The following is a 24917-nucleotide window of genomic DNA, read 5'->3' on the forward strand; positions in this document are numbered from 1 at the left end:
CGCGGACGCCGCCCTCACCCCGTGGTGCCACCGGTCTGACCGGAAGCGCGATCGCAGACCGGCTGGATCAAATCCCAGCGGTTCCCGTACAGATCCTGGAAGACCGCGACCGTGCCATAAGGCTCATACCGCGGTGTCTCCTCGAAGACGACCCCGGCTGCCTGCAGGCGCGCGTAGTCGCGCTCGAACGCCTCGGTGTTGAGGAACCAGCCGACCCGACCGCCGGTCTGGTCACCGATCCGGGCCTCCTGCCCATCGGATACGGCCCGGGCCAGGAGCACTGCCGTCTCCCTCGCCCCGGGCGGAGCGACGACGACCCAGCGTTTCCCGTCATCGAGACGGGTGTCCTCCCGCAGTTCGAACCCCAGGACATCCACGTAGAAGGCGATGGCTTCGTCGTAGTCGCGTACGACGACGGTTACCAGTCCGAGATACGACATCCGACGATCCTGCCCGTCAGCCACCCGGCCCGACCATCCCACCCCGGTAATCATTTTCGGTCATAGCGCTAGTCGGCCAGGGGTTCCTGGAGTTCCGTCACCCACTTGCTCGTGTCGTCCGGGTGCTCCAGGTACAGCTCGCGGGTGTAACCCGCCGAGCGGTGGCCGTGGGCGGCGGTCCAGGCGGCGAGCGTCTGGACCGTGGTGAGGACCCCGTCCATCGGCCCGCGGTGAATGACGGTGGCCGCGCGGGCGACGGGCGGCAGCTCGACGAAGTCGACGTCCGGCGCGGTCGTGCCGGGCGGGACGATCATCCCGGCGTGGGCGAGGATCGCGCCGTCGCCCGCCGGGGCGTCCTCGTAGTACGCCAGGCCCGGACCGAAGCCGGTAACCCCCGCGGCGATCAGACGGGCGCACAACTCCTCGTACAGGGAGGAGACGACGGGGCCGATGTCGGCGGGCGCGAAGCTCGCGGCGACCCCACTCAGTTCGGCCAGCCGCACGGCGGGAAGGCTCTTGACGACGACGTCCTGCGTGGACATGCGTCCCTCGCTCTCGATGACCCGGAGCCTCGCCGCGACCTGCCCGAGCCGGGCGGTGGCCTCGGCCACCGCCGCCTCCAGCTCGGCCCGCCGCAGCCGCAGCATCCCGCGCAGCTCGTCCGCGCCGACCTCGTCGTCCACGATCGACCGCACCTGGTCGAGCGTGAAGCCGAGGTCCTTCAGCGCGATGACCCGGTTGAGCCGGGCCAGTTGGCCGGCCTCGTAGAACCGGTAGCCGCTGTGCGGGTCGACGTGGGCGGGCCGCAGCAGTCCGATGGCGTCGTAGTGGCGCAGCATGCGGACGGACACGCGGCCGTGCCGGGCGAAGTCTCCTATGGTGAACATGACGCCTCCTACGACACGGCCTCACACGGTGTCAGGGTCAAGCGCCGGGCCCGGTGCCGCCGCCGGTCGGTCAGGCACCGCCCAGGGACAGCTTCGCGGCGAAGCCCAGGAACAGCGCGCCCGCCGCCGAGGTCGCCGTCGCCGACAGCCGCCTGCGGCGGCGGAACGCGGCGGCGAGGTGCGTACCGGCGAAGATCAGCAGGGACAGGTAGAGGACGCTCGCCACCTGCGCGAGGGTGCCGAGGACGACGAAGGACAACGCCGGGTACGGGTACGCCGGGTCGACGAACTGGACGAAGAACGCGACGAAGAACAGGATCGCCTTCGGGTTGAGCAGGCTGATCACGAACGCCCGCCGGAACGGCCGCTCCCCCTCGGGCACCGGCCCGGCGGCGGCCGGCTCCGGCTCGGACCGCTCGGCGCGACCGCGCCACATCGCCCACGCGGCGCGCAGCATCCCGGCGGCGAGCCACGTCAGGTAGCCGGCGCCGGCGTACTTGACGATCCCGAACAGCACGGCGTTCGCCTGGAGCAGCGAGGCGACGCCGGCGGCGGACAGGGTCATGAGGACCGTGTCGCCGCACCAGACGCCGGACGCGGCGACGTACCCCTTCCGTATGCCGCTCCGGGCGGCGACGGAGAGCACGTACAGCGAGTTCGGTCCCGGCAGGAGGACGATGACGAGGAGGCCGGCGAGATAGGTCGGCAGATCGGTGACACCCAGCATGGGGCGGAGTGTCGCACAGCGGCGCGCCACTCCGCCTCCGAGTTCCGCGCCGTGGAACGGCGCAGGTCAGCGGGGGTCAGCGGGGGTCAGAAGGCGTCCGTCGGGACGTACGTGCCCCACACCTCGCGCAGCGCGCCGCAGACCTCGCCGACCGTGGCGCGGGCCTTGAGGGCCTCCTTCATCGGGTAGAGGACGTTGTCCGTGCCTTCCGCCGCCTTCTTCAGCGCGGCGAGGGCCGTGTCGACCGCCGCCCGGTCGCGCGCGGCGCGGAGCTCGGCGAGGCGCTCGGCCTGCTGGGCCTCGATGGCCGGGTCGACGCGGAGCGGCTCGTAGGGCTCCTCCTCGTCGAGCGTGAAGCGGTTGACGCCGACGACGACCCGCTCGCCGCTGTCGGTCTCCTGGGCGATGCGGTACGCGGACCGCTCGATCTCGCTCTTCTGGAAGCCGCGTTCGATGGCGCTGACGGCGCCGCCCAGCTCCTCGACCTTCGCCATCAGTTCGAGGGTCAGGGCCTCCACGTCGTCGGTCATCTTCTCGATGACGTACGAGCCGGCGAACGGGTCGACCGTGGCGGTCACGTCCGTCTCGTACGCGAGGACCTGCTGCGTGCGCAGGGCGAGGCGGGCGCTCTTGTCGGTGGGCAGCGCGATGGCCTCGTCGAACGAGTTGGTGTGCAGCGACTGCGTGCCGCCGAGCACGGCGGCGAGGCCCTGGACGGCGACGCGGACCAGGTTGACCTCGGGCTGCTGGGCGGTGAGCTGGACGCCCGCGGTCTGGGTGTGGAAGCGCAGCATCCACGACTTGGGGTTCTTCGCGCCGAACTCCTCGCGCATCACCCGCGCCCAGATCCGGCGGGCCGCGCGGAACTTGGCGACCTCTTCCAGGATCGTGGTCCGGGCGACGAAGAAGAACGACAGGCGGGGCGCGAAGTCGTCGACGTCCATGCCCGCGGCGACGGCCGTGCGGACGTACTCGATGCCGTCCGCGAGGGTGAACGCGATCTCCTGCGCGGGCGACGCGCCGGCCTCCGCCATGTGGTAGCCGGAGATCGAGATGGTGTTCCACTTCGGGATCTCGGCCTTGCAGTACTGGAAGATGTCGGCGATCAGCCGGAGGGACGGCTTCGGCGGGAAGATGTACGTGCCGCGGGCGATGTACTCCTTCAGCACGTCGTTCTGGATCGTGCCGGTGAGCTGGTCGGCGGGCACGCCCTGCTCCTCGGCGACCAGTTGGTAGAGCAGGAGCAGGAGGGCGGCCGGGGCGTTGATCGTCATCGACGTGGAGACCTTGTCCAGCGGGATGCCGTCGAACAGGACGCGCATGTCGTCGATCGAGTCGATCGCCACGCCGACCTTGCCGACCTCGCCGTGCGCGATCGGGGCGTCCGAGTCGTGGCCCATCTGCGTGGGCAGGTCGAAGGCGACGGACAGGCCCATCGTGCCGTTCGCGATCAGCTGCTTGTAGCGGGCGTTGGACTCGACGGCCGTACCGAAACCGGCGTACTGCCGCATGGTCCAGGGGCGGCCCGTGTACATCGTCGGGTAGACGCCCCGGGTGAAGGGGTACGAGCCCGGCTCGCCCAGCTTCTCCGCCGCGTCCCAGCCGGACAGGGCGTCCGGCCCGTACACCGGTTCGATGGGCAGTCCCGACTCCGACTCGCGCGCCATGTGCTGTGCCTTCCGATAGACCTACTCGCAGGTACCGACCCTCGCGACGGACTGTAGCGGCGGGCGTGCGGCGGGTGGAGGGCCGCACGCTGGGACCTTCCTCACAGCCCCCGGTCGGCCTCCCGGGGCCATTTCGGTCACAGCATCGTCACACCACCCCGGTGTCGGGCAACCGGGGAGGACGGGGAAGTATCCCTGTCTACGTAGGTTCCGATCCCTGGGGGCTTCCATGCACCGTCGTCCGTCCGCCATACGCGGGGGGCTGCTCGCCGCCGCGGCGCTCGCCCTGGCCACCGGCTGCGCCGCCCAGGTCGTCGGGACGGCCGGGCCCGCCGCGTCGCCGGCCGCGCGGGAACCGGCCGCGGCCGTCTCACCGACGCCCGCCTCGGCGTCCCCGTCGCCGGCGGCCCCCTCGCCCTCCCCTTCCTCGTCTTCCCCTTCTTCCTCTCCTGCCCCTTCGGCCTCCGCGTCCCCGTCCCCGGTCCTGCCCGCCTCCGCGTCCCCGGTGGAGGGCGGCGACGGCAAGCCGACCGCCTCGGCGTCCCCGGTGGTGAAGGTGCTGATGGCGAAGGGCACCGAGAGCGAGCGGGTGCGCGAGCTCCAGGCGCGGCTGCGCCAGCTCGGGCACTTCCACCGCAGCCCCACCGCCTTCTACGGCGCCCTCACCGCCGAGGCGGTGTCGGGGTTCCAGGAGGAGCGGGGGCTGCCGGCCACGGGCGCCGTCGACGGGACGACCTGGGAGAGGCTCACCGCGGTGACGCGGAGGCCCACGCCGGACGAGCTGCGTCCGCAGACCACCAACGAGCTGGACGCCCCGGACCCGCGCTGCATGACGGGCCGGGTGCTGTGCATCAGCAAGGAGAGCCGGACGCTGGCCTGGATGATCGACGGGAAGGTCGTCTCGGCGATGGACGTGCGCTTCGGCTCCGTCAACACGCCGACCCGCGAGGGCACCTTCAAGGTGGACCGCAAGGAACGGACGTGGACGTCGACGCTGTACCACTCCGAGATGCCCTACTCGATGTTCTTCAGCCGCGGCCAGGCGGTGCACTACTCCGCGGACTTCGCGGCGCGCGGCTACAACGGCGGCTCGCACGGCTGTGTGAACGTCCGGGACAAGGCGCGGCTGGCGCAGGTCTTCGAGCAGGTGCGGGTGGGCGACAAGGTGGTCGTCCACTGGTGATCCGGGGCTCCGGGGCGATCCGGGGTCCCGGACTCCGGGGCCGGGAGAGGGGCGCGGGCGGGACCGGGGGAACGTGCCCCGCCCGCGCCGTGTGCGCCGAGCCGTAGGTACGGGGGGAACCCCGGCTCCTTGCGCCGCCGATGACCAGTCGGCTCACTCATTACTGCGTCACCGACTCGAAAAATGTCACACCTGCCACGCGACCCGAAGGAGCCGCAGGTCAGAGGCGTGTCACGGGCGAAGCGGAAGCCGCACGAGCGCGCGGGCGCGCGGGCGGCGCGACCCGGCGCGGGGACGCGCGGGCGAGCCGGGCGGCGGTCCCGCCGCCGGGGCGCGCGGGCGGGGCGAGGCGGCCGAGACCCGGTACGGGGACACTCGGGCGGGGCGAGCCAGGGAGCCCGGTACGGGAACACGCGAGCGGGGCGAGCCAGGGGGCCCGGTACGGGGACACGCGGGCGAAGCGGGGCAGCGGGGCCCGGCGCAACAGCATGCGGACGGAGCGGGCGGGGTCCCCGTACGGAAGCACGCGGGCGGGACGGCGGCGGGGCACGCGCGGGCGAAGCCGGGCGGCAGGACCCGCTGCCGGGACGCGCGGGCGGGACGGTGGCGGGGCCCGGTGCGGGCACGCGCGGGCGGGGCGAGCCGCCGGAACCGGTGCGGGAACGCGGCGGAGGGGCGAGCCGCGGGGCCCGGCGGGTCTGTGCGGGGCCCGGGCGGGTCCGTCCCCGGGCGGGTCCGTCAGCGGGTCAGGACCGCTTGCCGTCGGAGCCCTTGCCGGAGGGCTTCTGCCCGGAGGTGCCGGAGGAGGAGGCCCCCTTGCCGGTGGCGCCCCCGCTCCCGCCTCCGCCGTTCTTGCCGGTCGTGCCCTGGCCGCCTCGGGCGGTGTCGGGGTCGCCGTTGTCGGAGTCGCCTCCGGTGCCGCCGCTCCCGCTCCCGCCCTTGCCCACGCCCGTGCCGGTTCCCGTGCCCGCGCCGGGGAGGCCGCCGACCGCGCCGGTACCGGCGGACGTGCCGGTTCCGCCGACCGCGCCCGTGCCGGCGGACGTGTTGCCGGACTGGCGGCCGCCGCCGGCCAGGACCTGGTCGCAGAAGCGCCGGACGCTGCCGCTGTCGGCGTTCGCCGCGAGCTCCAACTGCCGCCGGCGCGCGGTGTCGAGGCGGCCGTCGCGGAAGTCGCGGCACGCCTGCGTGGCCCGGGCGGGCCAGGTGCCGTCGGGTGCCCTGGTGACCGTACGGCCCCAATCACCGGGGTCGGTACGGCCGCCGGAGGTGCCGTCGTCGCCGCCCGCGGAACCGCCCCCGACCGTGGCGGCGCCGTTCGCGCCGGTCGACGGGGCGGGCGACGTCGACGACGTCGGGCCGCCCGGACCGGTGGACGCCCGGGGGCCGGTGGAGCCGGGCGGGACGACCGCCGGGCCCACCGGGGTGGTGGGCGCGGAGGCCGACGCGGCGGGCAGGGGCGTCTTGTGGCCGCCGAACGTGGGCAGGACGCCCGTACTGGCGGCGACGGCGACGCCGCCCACCGCGAGCCCGGCGACCGAGGCGGCCAGACCCCAGCGGGCCGGGCGCGTCCAGCCGCGCGGGCGGGCCGGGCGCAGCGGGCGCAGAGCTGTCCCCATCCGTACGGATCCGAGATCGGAACCGGTCGCCACCTGCGACTTCGTCACGTGTGCGGACCGGGCGGCGCGGAACGCCACGAGCGCCGCCTCCTCGCCGGGCAGCTCGCCCGAGGGGCCCGGCGCGAGGGGGCCGACGCCACCGCGGGCGCTGTCGAGCACCTCCGAAAGGCGTTCGACCTGCCACTGTGCGTAATCGTCGTCGGCGTCGACCGGCTCGCCACGCAGCAGTCGCTCCGCCGCTTCGTGGTCGAGCCACTCATACCGCTCGTCGGCCATCACATGTCCTTCTGCGTCCGCGGGCGCGAATGCGTCACAGCACGGCGCGCGGCCGGGGTGCGTGCGCCGGACTCCGTGGGGGGCCCCGGCTGCGGGGGTACGGCGCTCAGCGCGGTGTCGTTCGGGTCGCCCGCGCCGAGCAGTTCCGCGAGCCGCTTCAGGCCGCGGTGGGCGGCGGTGCGGACGGCGCCGGGCCGCTTGCCGAGCGCCTCGGCGGCGCTCTTGGCGTCGAGGCCGACGACGACCCGGAGGATCACCGCCTCGGCCTGGTCCTGCGGGAGTTGGGCGATCAGGTTCATGGTGCGGCCGGTGGCGAGGGCCTCCATGGCCTCGCCGGCGGTGTCGCAGTCGGCCGGCTTGTCGGTCAGCTCGGTCTCGTCGCCGCCCTGGGCGGGACGGCGGCCACGCATGCGCAGGTGGTCCAGGGCGCGGTTGCGGGCGATGCGGGCCGCCCAGCCGCGGAAGCGGTCGGCGTCCCCGCTGAACCGGTCGAGGTCCCGGGCGATCTGCAACCACGCCTCGGACGCCACGTCCTCGGCGTCCGCGTCGCCCACCAGCGTCCGTAGGTATCCGAGCAGCCGCGGGTGCACGGCGCGGTACACAGTACGGAAGGCGTCTTCGTTCCCGTCCTGTGCCGCGAGCACTGCGGCGGTCAGCTCCGCGTCGTCCCCCAGCACTCCCACAACCCGTTCGTCATCGCGACAGGCACATCAGGCCGGTCCGCCCAGCGCGCAGCAGCACGCTACGTGCTGCTGCCGCATCTCGTCCATGTTTGTACAACATGCAACCGACTGGGTCTCGGGGTGGTGTGACAGAAAACGCACCCGTGGCGCTGTTAGGAGTACGGGGCCGTCCTGCGGACCCGCGGACGACGGCCGGGGCCTCTCCTGTGGGGGGTGGCGGCCCCGGTCGTCGCTCCGATCTCCGCGGCCCTGACCTGCGGTGATGCGGCACGTGACCTGTCACCGTGACCAACCGCGTGCCCAACGCGCCGAGCGCCCCGCGCGGCCCGCGTTCGCCGAGGTCTCCACGGGGCTCCCTCCCCGCGTCCGCGTCGTTCGTGCGGCCCCGGCCATGGGGGCGGGATCCACGGGTGGCGGCACGCGAAGGGTGGGGCGCGGGCCGAGTACGGGACTCCCGGCGCTCAGCCGTAGTAGGCGATCTTCTCGTCGAGGACCTCCATGGCCCGGCACAGCGCCGCCACCCGCTGCTCCAGGGCGGCACGGCGCTCGCGGAGGAAGGCGACCCGCTCCTGCGGAGGGTGCTCGGCGCGCAGGATGGCGACGAACCCACGCAGGTCCGCGATGCCGAGGCCGGCCTCGCGGAAACACGTGATCAGGCCGATCCAGAAGAGGTCGTCCTCGGTGTACTCCCTACGCCCGCCGGCGGAGCGCCGGATCGGGCCGATGAGCCCTTCGCGCTCGTAGTAGCGCAGTGTGTCGATGGAGACGCCGGCGCGGTCGGCGGCCGCCGCCGGGGCCAGGGTGGTCATGGGGCTCCTTCGGTCACGGCCGTCACCGCGCTTCGGCGAAGCGCGTCAGGTGCTCGTCATCGAGCCGCACGCGGCGTGCGGCGAGCGCCTGTTCGATCTGCTCCACCCGGCTCGCGCCGACGATGGGATCGATGCCCTGCTTCATCAGCCATGCGAGGACGACCTGGTTCCTCGTGGCCGCGAGCTCGCCGGCGACGTCGTCCAGGACCGCGAGCACCCGGGTCGTTCCAGGGTGGTCGTAGGTGTGCGGAAGCGGCTTGTCCGCGCGCTCGTAGGAACCCCACATCAGCGAGGTGTACGACCACACCGCGAGTCCCTCCGACCGCGCGAGGTCCAGGTCCTCGGCGGTGAGCATGCGGTGGCCGGCCTCCGCGACGGGGGCGAGCGGGCGCGGCTGGAGGAGGGAGTGGCGCAGTTGCAGGGCCGTCCACGGTTCCACGCGCCGCTCCCGCGCGAGTGCCCGGGCGCGCTCGACGCGCCAGGCGGCGTGGTTCGCCGCCCCGACCCGCAGGGCCACTCCCTTCGCGACCAGCTCGCCGAAGGCGCCGACCGTCTCCTCCAGCGGCACGGTGCGGTCCTCGGCGTGGGCCCAGAGCAGGTCGACGTGATCGACCCCCAGGCGTTCCAGGCTCTCCTCCACGCCGGCGTGGACGGCGCGCGCGGAGAGCCCTTCGGCGCTTTCCGGCCAGGAGTGCGGAACGAGCGGGTTCTGCCGGACCTTCGTCGCGATCCGCACCGCGTCGCGCGCGCCCGGACGGGCCCGGAGCCACGCGCCGATGACGCGTTCGCTGGCGCCGCCGACGCCGCTGGGGTCGGCCCAGAAGGAGTAGCAGTTCGCGGTGTCGAGCCAGACGCCGCCGGCGGCGACGAAGGAATCGAGGATCGCGAAAGCCCGGTCGGGGTTGACGCGGGTGCCGAAGTCCATGGTCCCGAGGACGATCTGGGGGTCGGTGGTGTTCATGCCGCCCATGCTCGTATCTGGAGCGCGCTCCAGGTCAAGAGCCGTTGCGGCGGAGGGCCTTGGACCCGGTCCCGGGGGTTCGGCGGCGCGTACGGCGGACGCGCGTGACGCCGCCCCCTGGGCGGTGGCTGAACGAGCTGCCGCTTCCCCTGGGGGCCCGCACCTCACCGGGCGGCCCGCAGGCCGACGAGGGGTGGGCGTGACGACGGGTGGAGTCGCGGGCCGGGTCCTCGAAGTGCGGCCCGAGGACCTCGGAGTCGAAGGTCGTCCATCGGCGTCACGGCGACTTCTGGCGCGGCGGCCCTCGGGGGCCGTTCCGGGTGGCGGACGGGAACCCCTGCCCGAACGGCACGACGGCCCGCGGGCCCTCCAGGGGGGCAGGAGGCCGGGGGCGGTGGTCCCGGTCGTCTTTTCGGAGTGCCGGGCGCGTCAACCGCCGCGCACCGCCTCCCCGCCGGGGCCGCTCCAGTCCCCCGGGGCGCTCCGGGCCCTCGGATCGCTCCAGTCCCCGGCCCCCTCCATTCCCCCGGGTCGCTCCAAGTCCTCGGGTCGCTCCAGGCCCTCGGGTCGCTCCAGGTCCCCGGCCAGTCGCCTCAGTCCCCGGTGCGCGGCCGTGCGCACCGCTCCCGGCCGCTTGCCCAGGAGCCGCGCCGCCGCCGGGCCGGCCAGGCCGACCACCACGCGCAGCAGGACCGCTTCCGCCTGGTCGCGCGGGAGCGACCGGACCAGGGCGAGCACCTCCTCCGTCGCCAGGGACTCCAGCGCGGCGGACGCCGTGTCGTGCCGGTCGGGGAGGTCCAGCGCGTCCTGTTCGAGCGGCGCGGCGCGGGGCCGGCGGCGCTGCCTGCGCAGGTGGTCCAGCGCCCGGTGCCGCGCGATGGTCGCCGCCCAGCCACGGAACCCGCCGCCGTCGCCCCGGAACCGGCCGAGGTCCCTCGCGATCTCCAGCCACGCCTCGGCGGCCACGTCCTCGGCGTCGTCGCCGACGAGTCCCCGCAGGTGCCCCAGGAGCCCGGGGTGCACCGCCCGGTACACGTACGCGAAGGCCCGCTCGTCGCCGCCCCGCGCCAGCAGGACGGCCGCGGCCAGCTCCCTGTCGTCTCCCCCCACACCACAGCCTGCGTGCGCCCCGGCGGAAGTGTCACACGAAGGGTGACCTACGTCACTTCTAGTCAAGTTTGATTACTAGAGGCGTCGGGGATACCTTTCTCGCGTAGTCAAAGTTGACCACCTCGTCCATGAGGAGCCCGAGTGACCTTCCTTCCCGAGACCGGATACGTCCCCACCGCCGAGGACCGCGCCGGGCTGGACGCGTGGTTCGCGGAGTACGACGCCCGCAGCGCGCGGCGCGACGTCGCGGGGATGGCCGACATGGCCGTCTTCCCGCTGAGCCTCGTCAGCGACGACTCGGCGGGCGAGGGGCGGACCGCGCAGTGGGACCGGGAGCGGTTCGTCGCCACCATGACCGGGGTGATGGGCGACGGCGCCGGGGACATCGCCTTCGAGTCGACGCGGACGCCCGTCTTCCTCTCCCCCGCCCTGGCGGTCGTCTTCACCGACTCGACCATGACCGCCGACGGCGAGACGCGGCGGCTGCGGTACGCCGACGTCCTGGTCAAGCGGGACGGCGCCTGGGCGTTCCAGACGATGATCCAGGGCGGCTGGGGCGACACCCTCTGACAACCCCTCAGAAACCGTCCCGGACGCCGCGATAATACGCGGGTGAACACCGCCTCGCCCGTCCCCCTTCCCGCCGGGCACATACCGCCCGGAACCGCCGCCTGGCGGTCCTCCGACGCCCGGCGGTGGCTGGCCGCCGTGCCCGCCGCGTGGGCGCACCCGCTGTGGGCCGTACTGGGCCTGGCCCTCGCGGCGGGGTGGCGGGTGGCGGCGGCCCCCGCCGACCCGTGCACCCCGGCCGAGCCGTGCGGGACGGACTGGCCGGGCCTCGGGTTCGCCGCGGTGCTGCTGCTCACCCTGTACTGGGTGGTGCGGCAGCCCCGGCTCGCCCTGCCCGGCCTCGCGGTGGTCCTCCTCGGGCACCTGGCGGACGGCGGGGTCGCCGCCGCGCTGGGGGAGCCGTCGTGGCTCGCCTTCGCCGCGGCGATCGGGTTCGCCGCGGCCGGACTCCTCCACCGCCTCGCCGCCGCCGCCCGGCAGCGGGCGCTGGCGCGCGAGGCGGCGGGCCCGGCCGTCCACCCCGTACCGGCGGCGGCCCTCGCGTTCCGGCGCGGACGGCTCTCCTTCGCGCTGGCGTCGCTGCTGCTGGCCGTCGCCGTGTTCGGGTACTGGCGGGCGCAGCAGGTCGTCGACGCGTACGAGCGGCGGGTCGTCGGGCTGACGCCCGTGACCGGCACGGTCACCGCGTCCGACCCGGACGGGACGCTGATCGGGGTCGCCGTCGGCGGCCGGGTCCACCGGGTGGAGACCGCCCACTCCGAGGACCACCCCGTCGACAGCCGGGTCGACCTGTTCGTGGACGGCGACTGGGCCCGGCTGGCGGCGGAGCCGTACGACGTCTTCGGCTGGGAGCTGCTCGTCCTCGCCGGGCTCGTCGGTGGGCTGGCGTTCCTCGCCAACGCGGTCGACGGGCGGACCCGGTCCCGGCAGTTGCACCGCGGCCCGCTGCCCGTCCTGCGGGTGTTGGTCCGCGAGGGCCACGACGACGGCAGGACGTGGGTGTACGCGGCCGACGACCTCGACGCCGGGCGGCCCCTCCTCCACTTCCACTCCCTCCACGCCTTCGAGGACGGCCCCGACGCCCCCGGGGCCCGGCGCGCCCCACACGAGGACGACGAAGACGACGAGGACGAGGACGAGGACGGCGCGGACGACGGCGACGAGCTCGCCGAGGGGCTGCGCAGGGTCGGCGCCGTCCTGAAGGGCGAGGACCCGCCGCCCCCGCTGCGCGAGGCCGTCCTGTACGGCCTGCCGTTCACCGGTACCGAACTCGCCTTCGTCGCCCCCGACGACGGGGACCGCACCGAAGTGTCCGTGGAGTGCAGCGTCACCGCCGTGAAACCGGCCGTGGCGGGCCTCTTCGGCGGCGGCCTGCCGGATCCCGTCCCCGCGCCGGGGCGGCCCGGGGGCTCCGGCGGCGGACGGCGGCCGGTCGACGAGGTCGCCGCGGCGCTGGGGCCGTCCGTCGCGCCCCGGACGTGGGGCGCGCACGGCGTGTCGCGCGCCGTCGGCGTGTTCCTGCTGCTGGTGCAGGGCGGCGGGGTGTGGGCGCTGCTCGACGACGAGGTGTCGTGGTTGTCGGTGTTCCCGCTGGTCGGTCTGTTCTTCGTCGTCACGTCCGCGTCGACGGCGCTCAACTGGCGGCTCACCGCCGACCGCGACGGGCTGTGGGTCGCCGGGCCGTGGCGGGTGCGGCGCGTCCTGTGGGACGACGTGCTGACCGTGCGCCACAACCACGGCGGCGACCTCGTCGTCGCGCGGGAGGAGGACACCGAGGTGATCCTCTCGCCCATCGGCTGGGCGTGGCTGGAGCGGCGGCTGGGCCGCGAACCGTACGGGCCGCGCGCCGCCGAGGAGGCCCACGCGCTGCTGCGGAGGCCCGGGCTGCGGCCCCTGGAGGAGGCCGCGCCGGGGCAGCAGGGCATGCCGGTGGGGCCGCTCGTCGCGGTCGTGTCGGCGGTGTGGGGGGCGGCGGTGCTGCTGCTGTTCTGAGCGGTGTCGCCGCCCCGGCCGCCCGGCCCCGCCGCCTCGGTCACCCCGCCGCCCCGGCCGACCCGCCTCCCGAACCCCGCGGCCCCGGACACGCCGCCGTCCCGAACCCCGCCGCCCCGACTGACCCACCGGCCCGCCTCCCGGGCCCCACCGCCCCGGACACGCCGCCGCTCCGGACCCGCTGCCGCCCCGCGCGGGTCGCCGCGCCCCTACGCCGTGCGGGCCCGGCGCGACAGGACCGCCCCGAGGACGCGGCGGCCCTCGGCGGACAGGTCCAGGGCCCGGCGCAGCCCGCCCGCCCCGCCGTCCCCGAGGACCTCCAGGACCCGCACCTGACGGCGCAGTTCCCCCTCCACCAGCGGTCCCACGCCCTCCGGCCCGCCCGTGCGGCAGCGGTCCAGGACCTCCGCGAGCCCCGGCGACGGGGCGGCGCACAGCCGGTGGTGCAGCTCCAGGGCGGCGAGGGAGCACGTGTCGGCCCACTCTCGGAGCGGCTCCCGCGCCCACGCGCCGGGCGCGGCGTCCAGCATCCGCCGTACGAGCGCGGCCTCCTCGGCGTCCGCCGGGGCGGCACCGGCGGCCTCGACCGCGGCCCTCGCCTCCGCGACGCGGTCGGGCCAGTCGGCCCCCTGGCGCGCGACGCCCAGCCACAGGGGGCGGAGCTGGTCGGTGGCCTCCGGGACGAGCAGCGGCAGGCAGCGGTCGAGGCAGGCCAGCGCGGCGGCGGCCAGTCCCCGCTCACCGGCCCGCGCGATCAGTTCCACCAGGGGCGGGGTCGTGCTCGTGCTCGGACTCATGACGTCTCCCGTCGCGAACGCGGTACTTCCCCTTACTGCGTCGGATGGCGAAAAAGCGTCACCGGCCGTGGCGCGAAACCTCACTTCGGTGTCGGGGGCGCGGCCCCGCCCCGGTGCGGGCACGGATCGGCCGCCCCTGCCCGCGCCGGACCCGCGGCGCGACCCCCGCGCCCCCGGGCGGGCCCGCGCCGCGTCACAGCCGCCCGGCGAGCGCCGAGAACTCGGACCAGGAGAGGGCCGGTTCGCGCGGGTCCCACACCTTCTGCGCCAGCGCCCGCAGCGGCATCCTGATCCCGGCGGCGACCTGGTCCTGCGTCTGGGCGTTCGCGAGGTCGCACCACACGGCGAACCGGCCGCCCAGGATCTGCCCGGAGTACCGCGCCGGCACCGCCTGCGTGCCGCGCAGCACCAGCGGCGTCCACGACGCGTAGATCTCCCGGCCCGTCGGGTACGTGAACTGGTTCGGCTCGCCCAGGACGTAGTAGAGGTACCGGTCGTTGGCGTTGACGACCTTGCGGCCCTCGCGCAGGTACTCCACCGGGGGGCGCGCGCCGATCTCGCGGCCCGTCCAGTACTCGACCTCGACGCGCTTGTCGGCGGCGACCACCCCGCCGCGGAAGAACCCGTCGTTCCACGCCTTCGGCTGCTTGCCGGCCGCCCGCACGACCGCCGCCCGGTCGTTGAGCCAGCCCGTCGCCAGGTCCTGGATCCGCGCCCCGGAGCCGTGCCGGCGGCGGGCCTCCGCGGCCAGCGCCGGGTACGACGCCTCCGGGTCGGACGCCGTGAGCGCCCGGTACTCGTCGGCGCCGATGTGGAAGTACCGGCCGGGGAACAGCCGCGCGTACTCGCGCAGCAGGTCGTCGACGATCCGCGCCGACTCGGGCCGCGCGATGTCGATCGCCCCGCGCGCGACGGTGCCCTGCGCGTTCCGCAGGCGGAGGGAGGGGTGGGCGGCGAGGACGGCGCCGAGGTGGCCCGGCGAGTCGACCTCGGGGATCACGGTGATGTGCAGGCTCGTCGCGAGGGCGACGATCCGGCGGACCTCCGCCTTGGTGAGGTGCTGCCGCGACACGACCTCGGGGTGGCTGTCCGACTCGATGCGGAACGCCTGGTCGTCGGAGAAGTGCAGCCCGAGCTGGTTCAGCTTCAGGTCGGCCATCTCGCGGACACGGGCCTCCAGCCAGGCGGCGGTGAAGTGCTTGCGGGCGATGTCGATCATCAGTCCGCGCTGCGGGCGGTCGGGCCGGTCCCGGATGACGCCCTCCGGCACGGCGCCGCCGGAGCGGAGGGCCTGCTTGACGGTCCGCGTCCCGTAGAAGACGCCCGCCTCGTCGGGCCCGGTGACGCGGACGCGGCCCTCGCGGACCGTCAGCGCGTACGACTCGGGGGCGCCGGACGCCCCGCCGCCGTCGAGGGCCAGTTCGATGTCCCCGGCGCGGGCGGGCCGCTCGCCCCGGTCCGCGATGCCCAGCTCCCGGGCGAGGAGCCGCGCCTCGTCGGCCAGCGCGCCGCTGCCGCGCGCGACGACCACGCCGCTTCCCGCGCCGGGCCGCCACCCGGGCCCCCGCGCGGCCACGTGCTCCCGCACGGCGGGGATGGTGCGCGGCGCGGTGGAGAGCGGGTAGGTCCGCGCGGGGCTGGGCGTGGGGGAGGCGGAGGCGGTACGGGGCGAGGCGGTCGCCGCACCGGGGCTGGGGGCGCCGCCGTCCCCGCCGCCCCCGCACCCGCCGAGTCCCAGGAGCAGCGCGAGGGCCAGGGGGCCGGCCGCCCACCGGGGCGCCCTCCCCCGCCGCCCGGAACGCGCGGGAGGCCCGCCGCGCCGCCGGGGGCGGCCCCCGGCCGCACCACCGCCCCACCCGGAGCCGCTACCCCACCCGGAGCCGGCGCCCCACCCGGAACCGCCGTCCCGTCCGCGCCCGGCCCGCGCCCCGGGGTGCGCGGGCGCGTCCCGCACGGGGGCGGCAGGCGCCTCCAGAGCGCCGTCGCGTGCGCCGGGCGCGGGGCCGTTCGGGTGATTGATGCGGCCAGGGGAAGCGGTGGACCGGCCAAAGGGCGTAACAAAAGACCTGACGGTGTCCGGTATCGGTCCCTTACCTGCGGGTTCGTTACGGGCAGTCACGCGCTTGCCTCCTCCCCGAGGCCACTGGGCCCCGGTACCGACGCGCCGAGTGCGTCCATTCCTCACATCGAAACTCTGCCTTCCGAGTGAAAAACGGAAAGGCTTCGAACCGCAGTCGCTCACTCTCGGTAACGTTGCGTCACTCTCTTCACACATTCCGCTCTACTCCCCCCGCTCGCCGTTCCGTCCAAGGAGCCCACGCTGTCCCGCGAATCCCTCTCCGGCGTCCCGCAGGCCCCCTGCGCCACCGCGGCCGTGGTGGCCCAGCCCCACGCCCCGCGCCCCACCGATCGCCTCTCCCTGTTCAACACCGCGCCCGTCTCCGCCGCGGAGGCGTCCCTGCTGGCCTGCTGCGGGAGCCGCCGCTGGGCGCGCCGCCTGACCCGCCACCGCCCGTACCCGACCGTCGAGGCACTGCTCGCCGCCGCCGACGAGGCCGCGTACGACCTGTCCGGCGCCGACCTCGACGAGGCGCTGGCCGACGAGGTCGCGCCCGTCTTCCCGCCGGGCACGTGCCCGGTGGCCTGCACGGCGCTGCGCGCGGCGCACGACGTGTACGTGGCGCGTTTCGGCCACGTCTTCGTCGCCTGCATCGACGACGACCGGTCCGATGAGCACTCGAACCTGATCCTGGACGGGATCCGGGCGCGGCTCGGCAACACGCCGGAGAAGGAGCGGGCCGTCGTCGTCGAGGAGCTCCGCCGCCTGACCCGGGCCCGGCTTGTCCGCCTTGTCACCTGAAGTGATGATTGAAGCGGATACAATGGGCCGTCCGAGCCTGTTTGATTGCCTGTTTGATCACACCTATGGACCCCGCGTGAGGGAACCGACAAGTCGTCGCTACCATGACCGGGGCCGGTGGACCGTACCCGGCCGGGTCTGACCGACAGAGAAGCCGGCCGACCCTGATCCCCGCTCCCGGAGGGTTTTTCCGTGCCGGCTGGAACGCTGTACCGCGGCCGGGAAGGGATGTGGTCGTGGGTGGCTCATCGAGTCACCGGCGTCCTCATCTTCTTCTTCCTGTTCGTACACGTACTGGACACCGCTCTCGTCCGCGTCTCGCCCGAGGCCTACGACGAAGTCGTGGCGACGTACAAGACGCCGATCGTCGCGCTGCTGGAGTACGGCCTGGTGGCCGCCATCCTCTTCCACGCGCTCAACGGTCTGCGCGTCATCGCCGTGGACTTCTGGGCCAAGGGCCCCCGCTACCAGAAGCAGATGCTCTGGACCGTCATGGGCATCTGGATCGTGCTGATGGCGGGCGCCGTCTACCCCGTCCTCGGCCACGCCGCACGTGAACTGTTCGGGAGCTGACGCCAGACATGTCTGCTGACACCACCCCCGCCGTCGGTCCCGTCGAGGGCGTGAGCCTCTACGACGTCGACAACCCCGCCCCGCTGATCGAGGCGCCCCGCAAGCGGACCAAGCGGAGCCCGAAGTCGACGCGGGGCAACTTCGAGCTCGCCGCGTGGCTGTTCATGCGCCTGTCCGGCGTGGTCCTCGTCGTCCTCGTCATCGGCCACCTGCTGATCCAGCTCGTGCTGGACGGCGGCGTCTCCAAGATCGGCTTCGCCTTCGTGGCGGGCCGCTGGGCGTCCCCGTTCTGGCAGGTCTGGGACCTGCTGATGCTGTGGCTCGCGATGCTGCACGGCGCGAACGGCCTGCGTACCGTCATCAACGACTACGCCGAGCGCCCGAGCACGCGCCTGTGGCTCAAGGGCCTGCTGTACACCGCGACGGTGTTCACCATCCTTCTGGGCACGCTGGTGATCTTCACCTTCGACCCGAACATCCGCTAGGCACGGGCTGAGGTAATCCACACCATGAAGATCCACAAGTACGACACCGTCATCGTCGGCGCCGGCGGCGCGGGCATGCGCGCCGCCATCGAGGCGACGAAGCGCAGCCGCACCGCCGTGCTCACGAAGCTCTACCCCACCCGCTCCCACACGGGCGCCGCGCAGGGCGGCATGGCCGCCGCGCTGGCGAACGTGGAGGAGGACAACTGGGAGTGGCACACCTTCGACACGGTCAAGGGCGGTGACTACCTGGTCGACCAGGACGCCGCCGAGATCCTGGCGAAGGAGGCCATCGACGCCGTCCTCGACCTGGAGAAGATGGGCCTGCCGTTCAACCGGACCCCGGACGGCACCATCGACCAGCGCCGCTTCGGCGGCCACTCCCGCAACCACGGCGAGGCCCCGGTCCGCCGGTCCTGCTACGCCGCGGACCGCACCGGTCACATGATCCTCCAGACGCTGTACCAGAACTGCGTCAAGGAGGGCGTGGAGTTCTTCAACGAGTTCTACGTCCTCGACCAGCTCATCACCGAGGTCGACGGCGTCAAGAAGTCGGCCGGCGTGGTCGCGTACGAGCTGGCCACCGGCGAGATCCACATCTTCCAGGCGAAGGCCGTCATCTACGCCTCCGGCGGCTGCGGCAAGTTCTTCAAGGTGACGTCGAACGCGCACACCCTGACCGGCGACGGCCAGGCGGCCGTGTACCGGCGCGGGCTGCCGCTGGAGGACATGGAGTTCTTCCAGTTCCACCCGACGGGCATCTGGCGCATGGGCATCCTGCTGACGGAGGGCGCCCGCGGTGAGGGCGGCATCCTCCGCAACAAGGACGGCGAGCGCTTCATGGAGAAGTACGCGCCGGTCATGAAGGACCTCGCCTCCCGCGACGTCGTCTCCCGCTCCATCTACACGGAGATCCGCGAGGGCCGCGGCTGCGGCCCCGAGGGCGACCACGTCTTCCTGGACCTGACGCACCTGCCGCCGGAGCAGCTGGACGCCAAGCTCCCGGACATCACCGAGTTCGCCCGTACGTACCTGGGCATCGAGCCGTACACGGACCCGATCCCGATCCAGCCGACCGCGCACTACGCGATGGGCGGCATCCCGACGAACGTCGAGGGCGAGGTCCTGGCGGACAACACCACCGTCGTCCCGGGCCTGTACGCGGCCGGCGAGGTCGCCTGCGTGTCCGTGCACGGCGCCAACCGCCTGGGCACGAACTCGCTGCTCGACATCAACGTCTTCGGACGCCGCGCCGGCATCGCCGCCGCCGCGTACGCCGCGAAGGCCGACTACGTCGAGCTGCCGGAGAACCCGGCGTCCTTCGTGGAGGAGCAGGTCGAGCGCCTGCGCAACTCCACGGGCACCGAGCGGGTCGCCGAGCTCCGCCGCGAGCTTCAGGAGACCATGGACGCCAACGTCATGGTGTTCCGCACCGAGCAGACGATCAAGACCGCGGTCGAGAAGATCGGCGAGCTGCGCGAGCGCTACCGGAACGTCGCCATCCAGGACAAGGGCAAGCGGTTCAACACCGACCTGCTGGAGGCCATCGAGCTGGGCAACCTGCTCGACCTGGCCGAGGTCATGGCCGTCTCGGCGCTGGCCCGCAAGGAGTCCCGCGGCGGTCACTACCGCGAGGACTACCCCAACCGCGACGACGTCAACTTCATGCGTCACACCATGGCGTACCGCGAGGTCGGCGACGACGGCACCGAGACCGTCCGCCTCGACTACAAGCCGGTCGTCCAGACCCGCTACCAGCCGATGGAGCGTAAGTACTGATGGCTACCCCGACCCTGGAGAAGACGGCCGCCAAGTCCGACGTCTCCCCCTACATCACGGTCACGTTCCGGGTCCGCCGCTTCAACCCCGAGGTGTCGGACGAGGCGCAGTGGCAGGACTTCCAGGTCGAGATCGACCCGAAGGAGCGCGTGCTCGACGGTCTCCACAAGATCAAGTGGGACATGGACGGCTCGCTGACCTTCCGCCGCTCCTGCGCGCACGGCATCTGCGGCTCCGACGCGATGCGGATCAACGGCAAGAACCGGCTGGCCTGCAAGACGCTGATCAAGGACATCAACCCGGAGAAGCCGATCACGGTCGAGCCCATAAAGGGCCTGACGGTCCTCAAGGACCTCGTGGTCGACATGGAGCCGTTCTTCCAGGCGTACCGGGACGTGATGCCGTTCCTGATCACGTCCGGGAACGAGCCGACGCGGGAGCGCCTGCAGTCCGCGGAGGACCGGGAGCGCTTCGACGACACGACGAAGTGCATCCTGTGCGCCGCCTGCACCTCGTCCTGCCCGGTGTTCTGGAACGACGGCCAGTACTTCGGCCCGGCCGCGATCGTCAACGCCCACCGCTTCATCTTCGACTCGCGTGACGAGGCGGCGGAGCAGCGGCTGGAGATCCTCAACGACAAGGACGGCGTGTGGCGCTGCCGCACCACGTTCAACTGCACGGACGCCTGCCCGCGCGGTATCGAGGTCACCAAGGCGATCGCCGAGGTCAAGCGCGCGCTGATCACGCGCCGCTACTGACGTTCCGGCGAACGGCCCGCATCCGTACTGGTGTACGGATGCGGGCCGTTCGCGGTTTCCGGCCGGTCCGCGCGGGCCGACCGGGTGCGGTGGACGGTGGACCCGGCGGTCCCGGCGGACCCGGCGGTCCCGGCGGTCCCGGCGGTCCCGGCGGGGGAGATTCCCGTCGAATCCGGCGACACGCTCCAGGGGTGGTGGAGTTGCCGGTGGTCGGGTGAGAAGGCTGGGTCCATGCGTATCTCCATCGATCCCCACCGCTGCATCGGGGCGGGCCAGTGCGCCCTCACGGCCCCCGACGTGTTCGTCCAGGACGACGACGGCTACGGCGCCCTGCTCCCCGGGCACGACCCGGACGCCCCGATGGTGAAGGAGGCGGCCCGCGCCTGCCCGGTCCGCGCCATCGCGGTCACCGAATCCTGACGGGGCCGGGAAGCCGGCCGGAGCCGCCGAGGGGCCGTCGGCGGAGGCCGGGGGTCCCCACCCGGGCACCCGGCGCGGCGTGCCCGGGCGGCGTCTTCACCCTCGACCGGATCCGCCCCCGCCGCGCCCCGGAGCGCGGGCGACCGCCCGTCCCGCCGCGGGCGCGGCTCCCGCCCGCCCCCCGGTGGCGGGCGGCGTCGACCGGACCGGGCCGTCACGACGCCGGATGCGGGGGGCGGGCCGCCACGACCGCCGGTACGGGAGCGGCCTGCCACGACCGCTGGTACGGGAGCCGGGCCGTCACGGCGGCGGGTGCGGGGGGGTCGGGCCCGTCCCGTTAGGCTCGGGTGCTGTGAAGGACCGGAAGGCGCCCGCCAAGGTGCCGAAAAGCGAGCAGACGCGCGCCCTCATCCTGGAGACCGCGCTCCGGCTGTTCCAGGAGCGCGGCTACGACAGGACGACGATGCGGGCCATCGCCCAGGAGGCGGGCGTGTCCGTAGGCAACGCCTACTACTACTACGCCTCCAAGGAACACCTGGTCCAGGGCTTCTACGACCGGATCGCCGCCGAGCACGAGGCGGCGGTCCAGCCGGTGCTGGCCGGCGACCCGGACCTCGCGGCGCGCATCCGGGGGGCGCTGCTGACCTGGCTGGACGTGGCGGAGCCGTACCACCGGTTCGCGGCGCAGTTCTTCAAGAACGCCGCCGATCCGGAGAGCCCGCTCAGCCCGTTCTCGCCCGAGTCGGCCGAGGCGCGCCGGGCCGTGATCTCCATCCACGAGCGGGTGCTGCACGGCTCCGACACCAAAGCCGCGCCCGAACTGGCCGGTCTGCTCCCCCCGATGCTGTGGCTGATGCACATGGGGCTGGTGCTGTTCTGGGTGTACGACCGGAGCGAGGGCGCCGAGCGGAGCCGCCGGCTCGTGGAGCGGACGGCCCCGCTGGCCGCGCGGGCCATCGCGCTCTCCCGGTTCCGGGTGCTGCGGCCGCTGGTGCGGCAGGCCCACGACGTCATCGCGGAGTTCATGCCGGGCGCCGGGGAGGCGCTGGAGAAGGACGCGGTCGCGGACGGCGCGTCTCGGGCGCCCGGCGGGAACGGACCGGCACAAGGCGCCGCCCGGGGGCGGGCTACAGCCAGCTGAGCCGCCAGAGGCGCCAGATGCCCGTGCCGTCGGACAGGTACTGGGAGCCCGTGACGTCCGGGCTGCTCAGCACGTAGTCCTTCTTCTGCCACAGCGGCACGAGCGGCACGTCCTCGGCGACCCGCGCCTGGATCTCCTTGAAGTCGTCCACGGCCCTGGACCGGTCGCCGTACTGCTGGGTGGCGGCGATGAGCCGGTCGACGCGGCTGTCGGCGTAGGCGTTCTGCAGGGCGTTGTCCCGGCCGACGAGGGGCTGCGTGAAGCTGTCCGAGTCGGGGAAGTCCGGGAGCCAGCCGAGCCCGTACGCGTCGTACGCGCCGTTGGCGTAGCCCTTCTGGAACTCCTTCCACTCCGCGGAGACGATCTTCACCCGGAACAGTCCGCTCGTCTCCAGTTGGCGGCGCAGCTCGACCGCCTCCGCCGCCCACGTCTCCCCCGCGCGGTGGGCGTAGGTGAAGCTGACGGGCGTGTCGACGCCCGCGTCGCGCAGCAGCTTCCGCGCCTGCTCCACGGCCCGGTCGCCGTCGGGGTAGAGGTCGAAGAAGGGCGTGCTGTGGCCGACGAAGCCGCGCGGGATCAGCGAGTACAGCGGCTCCACCGTCGAGTGGTGCGGACCGTCGGCGATCCTGTGGCGGTCGATCAGCGTGGCCACGGCCCGCCGTACCGCCTTCTCCGCCATCGGGGAGTCCTCGCGGACGTCGAAGACGACGCTGCGGATCTCCGCCGTGGTGGCCTCCGTCATCTGGACGCCCTCCTCGCTCGGGTCGAACGTGGAGATCATCTGCGGCGGGAGCTGGCGGTGGGTCACGTCGATGTCGCCGCTGCGCCAGGCGGCGGCGAGCTGCTCGCCCTCGGCGAAGTACCGCACCTCGACCGGCGTGCCGGGCCGCGCCATGGCGCCCCGGTAGTGCGGGTTGGGCTCCAGCAGGGCGCGGACGCCGGGCTGGTACTCGGCGAGCACGTACGGGCCGGAGCCGTCGACGGCGGTGTCCTCGCGCAGCCTGTCCTCGGGGTAGCGGGTGCTGTCGACGATCGCGCCCGCGCCCGTGGCGAGCTTCAGCGGGAACGTCGCGTCCCGCGCGCTCAGCTCGAAGACGACCTCGCGGCCCCGGGCGGTGACGCTCTCCAGCGTCGGGAACAGCGCCGCCGGGCCGACGTCGGCGGCGATGCCGAGCATCCGGTCGAACGAGTACTCCACGTCCCGCGCGGTCACCTCGCGGCCGTTGGAGAAGACCAGCCCCTCCCGCAGCGTGCACGTGTACGTCGTGAGCGAGGTACCGGTGAAGCCGCAGGTGTCGGCCGCGTCGGGCACCGGGTTCGTGGAACCCGGCTCGAAGGTCAGCAGCGACTGGTAGACGTTGCCGTAGACGGCCCAGGAACCGGCGTCGTACGCGCCGGCCGGGTCCAGTGACGAGACGTCGTCGGTCGTGCCGACGGAGATTGGCCGGTTCTTCCCCTCGTCCGTCGGCAGTAGCTGCCAGGCCCCCACCCCGGCCGCCACCAGAAGAACACATATCGTGATGATCCGGACATGGATCGATCGCATAGCCGCGATTCCTTTCACGCCCTCCCCTGAGCGATGGCGCAAACTCAACCACGCACCGTTCACTTAGGGAAGGGTGAACCTTCACTTCCTCATCACATCGCCCCCGCGACCTGCGGAACAGGGGCGGGGGCGGGGGCGAGAGTCGAGGGGTGAAGCCGCGGGGGCCGGCGGGCGGTCAGGCGTGGCGGGAGGCCAGTTCCACGACCGTGATGTCGGAGGGGGCGCCGACGCGGACCGGCGGGCCCCAGGCGCCCGCGCCGCGCGACACGTACAGCTGCGTGTCCCCGTACTGCTCCAGGCCCGCGACGGTCGGGTTGGCCAGCTCCGCGAGGAGGTTGCCGGGCCACAGCTGGCCGCCGTGGGTGTGGCCGGACAGTTGGAGGTCCACCCCGTGCCGCACCGCGTCGTGGATCATCACCGGCTGGTGCGCGAGGAGCACGGCGGTACGGGCCCGGTCGCGGTCGCCGAGGGCGCGGACGAAGTCGGGGCCGTCGCCGTAGTTCTCGCCGGCCACGTCGTTGACGCCGGCCAGGTCGAAGCCGGCGGCGATCTCGACGCGCTCGTTGCGCAGCGGGCGCAGACCGAGGTCGCGGACCTCCTCCACCCACTCCTCGGCGCCGGAGAAGTACTCGTGGTTGCCGGTGACGAAGAAGCTGCCGTGGCGGGCGCGCAGCCGCGCCAGCGGCTCGGCCGCCGGGCCCAGGTTCTCGACGGAGCCGTCGACGAGGTCGCCCACGACGGCGATCAGGTCCGGCTGCGTGGAGTTGACCGCGTCGACGATGCGCTGGGCGTGGGCGCGGCCGAGGGTGGGACCGAGGTGGATGTCGCTGACGACGGCTATGCGGTAGCCGTGGGCGGAGCGCGGCAGCTTGGCGAGGGGGACGGTCACCCGCTTGACGGCGGGGCCGCGCAGGACCGTGTGGGCGCCGTGGGCGACGGTGCCCACGGCGGCGGCCGTGGCGGTCACCGCGAGGACCCTCGACACGAACAGGCGCCGGGGCATGCCCGGACCGGCGTCCTCCCCGGTCCGCGGCTCCTCCTCCCGCACCACCGCCGGGGGGTCCTCGGCGGGAGCCGTCGCGAGGGCCGTACCGCCCTGGGGCGCACTGCTCGGGGCCGCACCGCCCCGGGGCGCGGCGTCCGCCGCCGGGCTCCCGGCAGGTCCGCCGGGGGTGGGCTCCCCCGGGGCCTCGGCTCCGCGCGGCCGGAGGGAGCCCCCGTGGGCCCCGGCGGGACGCGCGCCCGCGGCGACCGGCTCGGCCGGGGCGGAGAACTCGGCCGGGGCGGCGGGCCCGGCCGGGGCGGGGCGGCGTCCGGCCCTCGCGGGCAGGCGGAGGAGGACCGGGCGCAGGGCCTCGGTCACCAGCAGTGCCAGCACCAGGTACAGCAACGTCGCCAGCCACAGGAAGCCCGGCCACGACACGACCTGCTGCAACCGGAACGGGAACCCCGCGCGTCCCGCCGTCAGCGCGCCGAGCGCCAGCAGCGGCAGGACGAACGCCGCCGCCGTCCCCGCGCGGCGCGGCCCGCTGCCGGGGCGGGTGACGTCGCGCACCAGGCGGCGCCACACGTACCAGTGCGCGAGGCCCAGCAGGGCCAGTACCAGCGGGATGACCAGCAGGACCAGCACGGGC

Annotated in this window: 23 protein-coding genes; 10 read left to right on the forward strand and 13 right to left on the reverse strand. The window is 73.9% G+C overall.

Annotated elements, in window-relative coordinates; all coding sequences use genetic code 11:
* Positions 1–14: 14 nt before the first annotated feature.
* The 4 genes from RND61_RS14200 to RND61_RS14215 form a co-directional block, all read right to left on the reverse strand.
* Positions 15–440, reverse strand: a complete 426-nt coding sequence (locus RND61_RS14200; RefSeq protein WP_315878287.1) for a VOC family protein — start codon at positions 438–440, stop codon at positions 15–17.
* A gap of 68 nt (positions 441–508) precedes the next feature.
* The gene (locus RND61_RS14205) at positions 509–1327 is read right to left on the reverse strand and encodes a MerR family transcriptional regulator (RefSeq protein ID WP_315878288.1); all 819 of its coding nucleotides are present in this window, start codon (positions 1325–1327) and stop codon (positions 509–511) included.
* Positions 1328–1397: 70 nt separating this feature from the next.
* Entirely contained in the window at positions 1398–2054 is a 657-nt protein-coding gene (leuE, locus tag RND61_RS14210; protein ID WP_315878289.1) for a leucine efflux protein LeuE, read from the reverse strand.
* 86 nt (positions 2055–2140) lie between these two features.
* Positions 2141–3721 (reverse strand): acyl-CoA mutase large subunit family protein, encoded by a 1581-nt coding sequence (locus RND61_RS14215; protein WP_315878290.1) that lies wholly within the window; start codon positions 3719–3721, stop codon positions 2141–2143.
* A 229-nt stretch (positions 3722–3950) separates the two neighbouring features.
* Here RND61_RS14215 and RND61_RS14220 point away from each other — a divergent pair, with 229 nt between their 5' ends.
* Positions 3951–4904 carry a L,D-transpeptidase family protein gene (locus tag RND61_RS14220; RefSeq protein WP_315878291.1) on the forward strand — a complete coding sequence of 318 codons (954 nt, stop codon included), beginning with the start codon at positions 3951–3953 and terminating at the stop codon, positions 4902–4904.
* Between the two features lie 746 nt (positions 4905–5650).
* Here the strand turns inward: RND61_RS14220 and RND61_RS14225 are convergent.
* The 5 genes from RND61_RS14225 to RND61_RS14245 form a co-directional block, all read right to left on the reverse strand.
* Entirely contained in the window at positions 5651–6799 is a 1149-nt protein-coding gene (locus RND61_RS14225; RefSeq protein WP_315878292.1) for a hypothetical protein, read from the reverse strand.
* On the reverse strand, positions 6799–7476 hold the full coding sequence (locus tag RND61_RS14230) for an RNA polymerase sigma factor (protein ID WP_315878368.1): 678 nt from the start codon (positions 7474–7476) through the stop codon (positions 6799–6801). Before RND61_RS14230 ends, RND61_RS14225 begins: the two co-directional genes overlap by 1 nt.
* Before the next feature lie 467 nt (positions 7477–7943).
* Positions 7944–8291, reverse strand: coding sequence for a MerR family transcriptional regulator (locus tag RND61_RS14235; RefSeq protein ID WP_315878293.1), 348 nt, complete (start codon positions 8289–8291; stop codon positions 7944–7946).
* Positions 8292–8313: 22 nt separating this feature from the next.
* Positions 8314–9252 carry an aldo/keto reductase gene (locus RND61_RS14240; protein WP_315878294.1) on the reverse strand — a complete coding sequence of 313 codons (939 nt, stop codon included), beginning with the start codon at positions 9250–9252 and terminating at the stop codon, positions 8314–8316.
* A gap of 429 nt (positions 9253–9681) precedes the next feature.
* Positions 9682–10362, reverse strand: a complete 681-nt coding sequence (locus tag RND61_RS14245) for an RNA polymerase sigma factor (RefSeq protein WP_315878295.1) — start codon at positions 10360–10362, stop codon at positions 9682–9684.
* A gap of 141 nt (positions 10363–10503) precedes the next feature.
* On the opposite strand from RND61_RS14245, the gene RND61_RS14250 reads away from it, so the two are divergent.
* A complete protein-coding gene (locus RND61_RS14250) occupies positions 10504–10932 on the forward strand; it encodes a nuclear transport factor 2 family protein (protein ID WP_315878296.1) in 429 nt (142 codons plus the stop codon).
* A gap of 42 nt (positions 10933–10974) precedes the next feature.
* Positions 10975–12924, forward strand: a complete 1950-nt coding sequence (locus RND61_RS14255; protein WP_315878297.1) for a hypothetical protein — start codon at positions 10975–10977, stop codon at positions 12922–12924.
* A 209-nt stretch (positions 12925–13133) separates the two neighbouring features.
* Here the strand turns inward: RND61_RS14255 and RND61_RS14260 are convergent, their stop codons facing one another.
* Both RND61_RS14260 and RND61_RS14265 read right to left on the reverse strand, forming a co-directional pair.
* Positions 13134–13721, reverse strand: coding sequence for a hypothetical protein (locus RND61_RS14260; protein WP_315878298.1), 588 nt, complete (start codon positions 13719–13721; stop codon positions 13134–13136).
* A gap of 193 nt (positions 13722–13914) precedes the next feature.
* Positions 13915–15477: a beta-N-acetylhexosaminidase gene (locus RND61_RS14265; protein WP_391653468.1), complete on the reverse strand. Its 1563-nt coding sequence runs from the start codon at positions 15475–15477 to the stop codon at positions 13915–13917.
* A gap of 621 nt (positions 15478–16098) precedes the next feature.
* On the opposite strand from RND61_RS14265, the gene RND61_RS14270 reads away from it, so the two are divergent.
* The 7 genes from RND61_RS14270 (at position 16099) to RND61_RS14300 (ending at position 21737) form a co-directional block, all read left to right on the forward strand.
* Positions 16099–16581 carry a 2-oxo-4-hydroxy-4-carboxy-5-ureidoimidazoline decarboxylase gene (locus tag RND61_RS14270; protein ID WP_315878299.1) on the forward strand — a complete coding sequence of 161 codons (483 nt, stop codon included), beginning with the start codon at positions 16099–16101 and terminating at the stop codon, positions 16579–16581.
* Between the two features lie 192 nt (positions 16582–16773).
* A complete protein-coding gene (gene sdhC / locus RND61_RS14275; RefSeq protein ID WP_315878300.1) occupies positions 16774–17154 on the forward strand; it encodes a succinate dehydrogenase, cytochrome b556 subunit in 381 nt (126 codons plus the stop codon).
* Between the two features lie 8 nt (positions 17155–17162).
* Positions 17163–17639, forward strand: a complete 477-nt coding sequence (locus RND61_RS14280) for a succinate dehydrogenase hydrophobic membrane anchor subunit (protein WP_315878301.1) — start codon at positions 17163–17165, stop codon at positions 17637–17639.
* 24 nt (positions 17640–17663) lie between these two features.
* On the forward strand, positions 17664–19418 hold the full coding sequence (sdhA, locus tag RND61_RS14285) for a succinate dehydrogenase flavoprotein subunit (RefSeq protein WP_315878302.1): 1755 nt from the start codon (positions 17664–17666) through the stop codon (positions 19416–19418).
* Positions 19418–20176 (forward strand): succinate dehydrogenase iron-sulfur subunit, encoded by a 759-nt coding sequence (locus RND61_RS14290; protein WP_315878303.1) that lies wholly within the window; start codon positions 19418–19420, stop codon positions 20174–20176. The genes sdhA and RND61_RS14290 overlap by 1 nt, the downstream gene beginning before the upstream one ends.
* Positions 20177–20407: 231 nt before the next feature.
* Positions 20408–20596 (forward strand): ferredoxin, encoded by a 189-nt coding sequence (locus RND61_RS14295; RefSeq protein WP_315878304.1) that lies wholly within the window; start codon positions 20408–20410, stop codon positions 20594–20596.
* 352 nt (positions 20597–20948) lie between these two features.
* Complete coding sequence (locus RND61_RS14300) at positions 20949–21737, forward strand: TetR/AcrR family transcriptional regulator (protein WP_315878305.1); 789 nt, start codon at positions 20949–20951, stop codon at positions 21735–21737.
* On the opposite strand, the gene RND61_RS14305 is transcribed toward RND61_RS14300, so the two are convergent.
* Together RND61_RS14305 and RND61_RS14310 are read right to left on the reverse strand one after the other, a co-directional pair.
* Positions 21724–23283, reverse strand: coding sequence for an ABC transporter substrate-binding protein (locus RND61_RS14305; RefSeq protein ID WP_315878306.1), 1560 nt, complete (start codon positions 23281–23283; stop codon positions 21724–21726). The genes RND61_RS14300 and RND61_RS14305 overlap by 14 nt on opposite strands.
* A gap of 175 nt (positions 23284–23458) precedes the next feature.
* Entirely contained in the window at positions 23459–24910 is a 1452-nt protein-coding gene (locus tag RND61_RS14310; protein WP_391653470.1) for a metallophosphoesterase, read from the reverse strand.
* Between the last annotated feature and the right edge of the window lie 7 nt (positions 24911–24917).

Source organism: Streptomyces tamarix (genome assembly GCF_032423885.1).
Taxonomy (GTDB): Bacteria; Actinomycetota; Actinomycetes; order Streptomycetales; family Streptomycetaceae; genus Streptomyces; species Streptomyces tamarix.

Excerpts from the sequence above, each read along its gene's own strand:
- RND61_RS14295 (WP_315878304.1), top strand. The coding sequence starts at position 20,408 with ATGCGTATCTCCATCGATCCCCACCGCTGCATCGGGGCGGGCCAGTGC.
- RND61_RS14220 (WP_315878291.1), top strand. The coding sequence starts at position 3,951 with ATGCACCGTCGTCCGTCCGCCATACGCGGGGGGCTGCTCGCCGCCGCG.
- RND61_RS14215 (WP_315878290.1), bottom strand. The coding sequence starts at position 3,721 with ATGGCGCGCGAGTCGGAGTCGGGACTGCCCATCGAACCGGTGTACGGG.
- RND61_RS14200 (WP_315878287.1), bottom strand. The coding sequence starts at position 440 with ATGTCGTATCTCGGACTGGTAACCGTCGTCGTACGCGACTACGACGAA.
- RND61_RS14305 (WP_315878306.1), bottom strand. The coding sequence starts at position 23,283 with ATGCGATCGATCCATGTCCGGATCATCACGATATGTGTTCTTCTGGTG.
- RND61_RS14290 (WP_315878303.1), top strand. The coding sequence starts at position 19,418 with ATGGCTACCCCGACCCTGGAGAAGACGGCCGCCAAGTCCGACGTCTCC.
- RND61_RS14240 (WP_315878294.1), bottom strand. The coding sequence starts at position 9,252 with ATGAACACCACCGACCCCCAGATCGTCCTCGGGACCATGGACTTCGGC.
- RND61_RS14225 (WP_315878292.1), bottom strand. The coding sequence starts at position 6,799 with ATGGCCGACGAGCGGTATGAGTGGCTCGACCACGAAGCGGCGGAGCGA.
- RND61_RS14205 (WP_315878288.1), bottom strand. The coding sequence starts at position 1,327 with ATGTTCACCATAGGAGACTTCGCCCGGCACGGCCGCGTGTCCGTCCGC.
- RND61_RS14280 (WP_315878301.1), top strand. The coding sequence starts at position 17,163 with ATGTCTGCTGACACCACCCCCGCCGTCGGTCCCGTCGAGGGCGTGAGC.
- RND61_RS14235 (WP_315878293.1), bottom strand. The coding sequence starts at position 8,291 with ATGACCACCCTGGCCCCGGCGGCGGCCGCCGACCGCGCCGGCGTCTCC.
- sdhA (WP_315878302.1), top strand. The coding sequence starts at position 17,664 with ATGAAGATCCACAAGTACGACACCGTCATCGTCGGCGCCGGCGGCGCG.
- leuE (WP_315878289.1), bottom strand. The coding sequence starts at position 2,054 with ATGCTGGGTGTCACCGATCTGCCGACCTATCTCGCCGGCCTCCTCGTC.
- RND61_RS14260 (WP_315878298.1), bottom strand. The coding sequence starts at position 13,721 with ATGAGTCCGAGCACGAGCACGACCCCGCCCCTGGTGGAACTGATCGCG.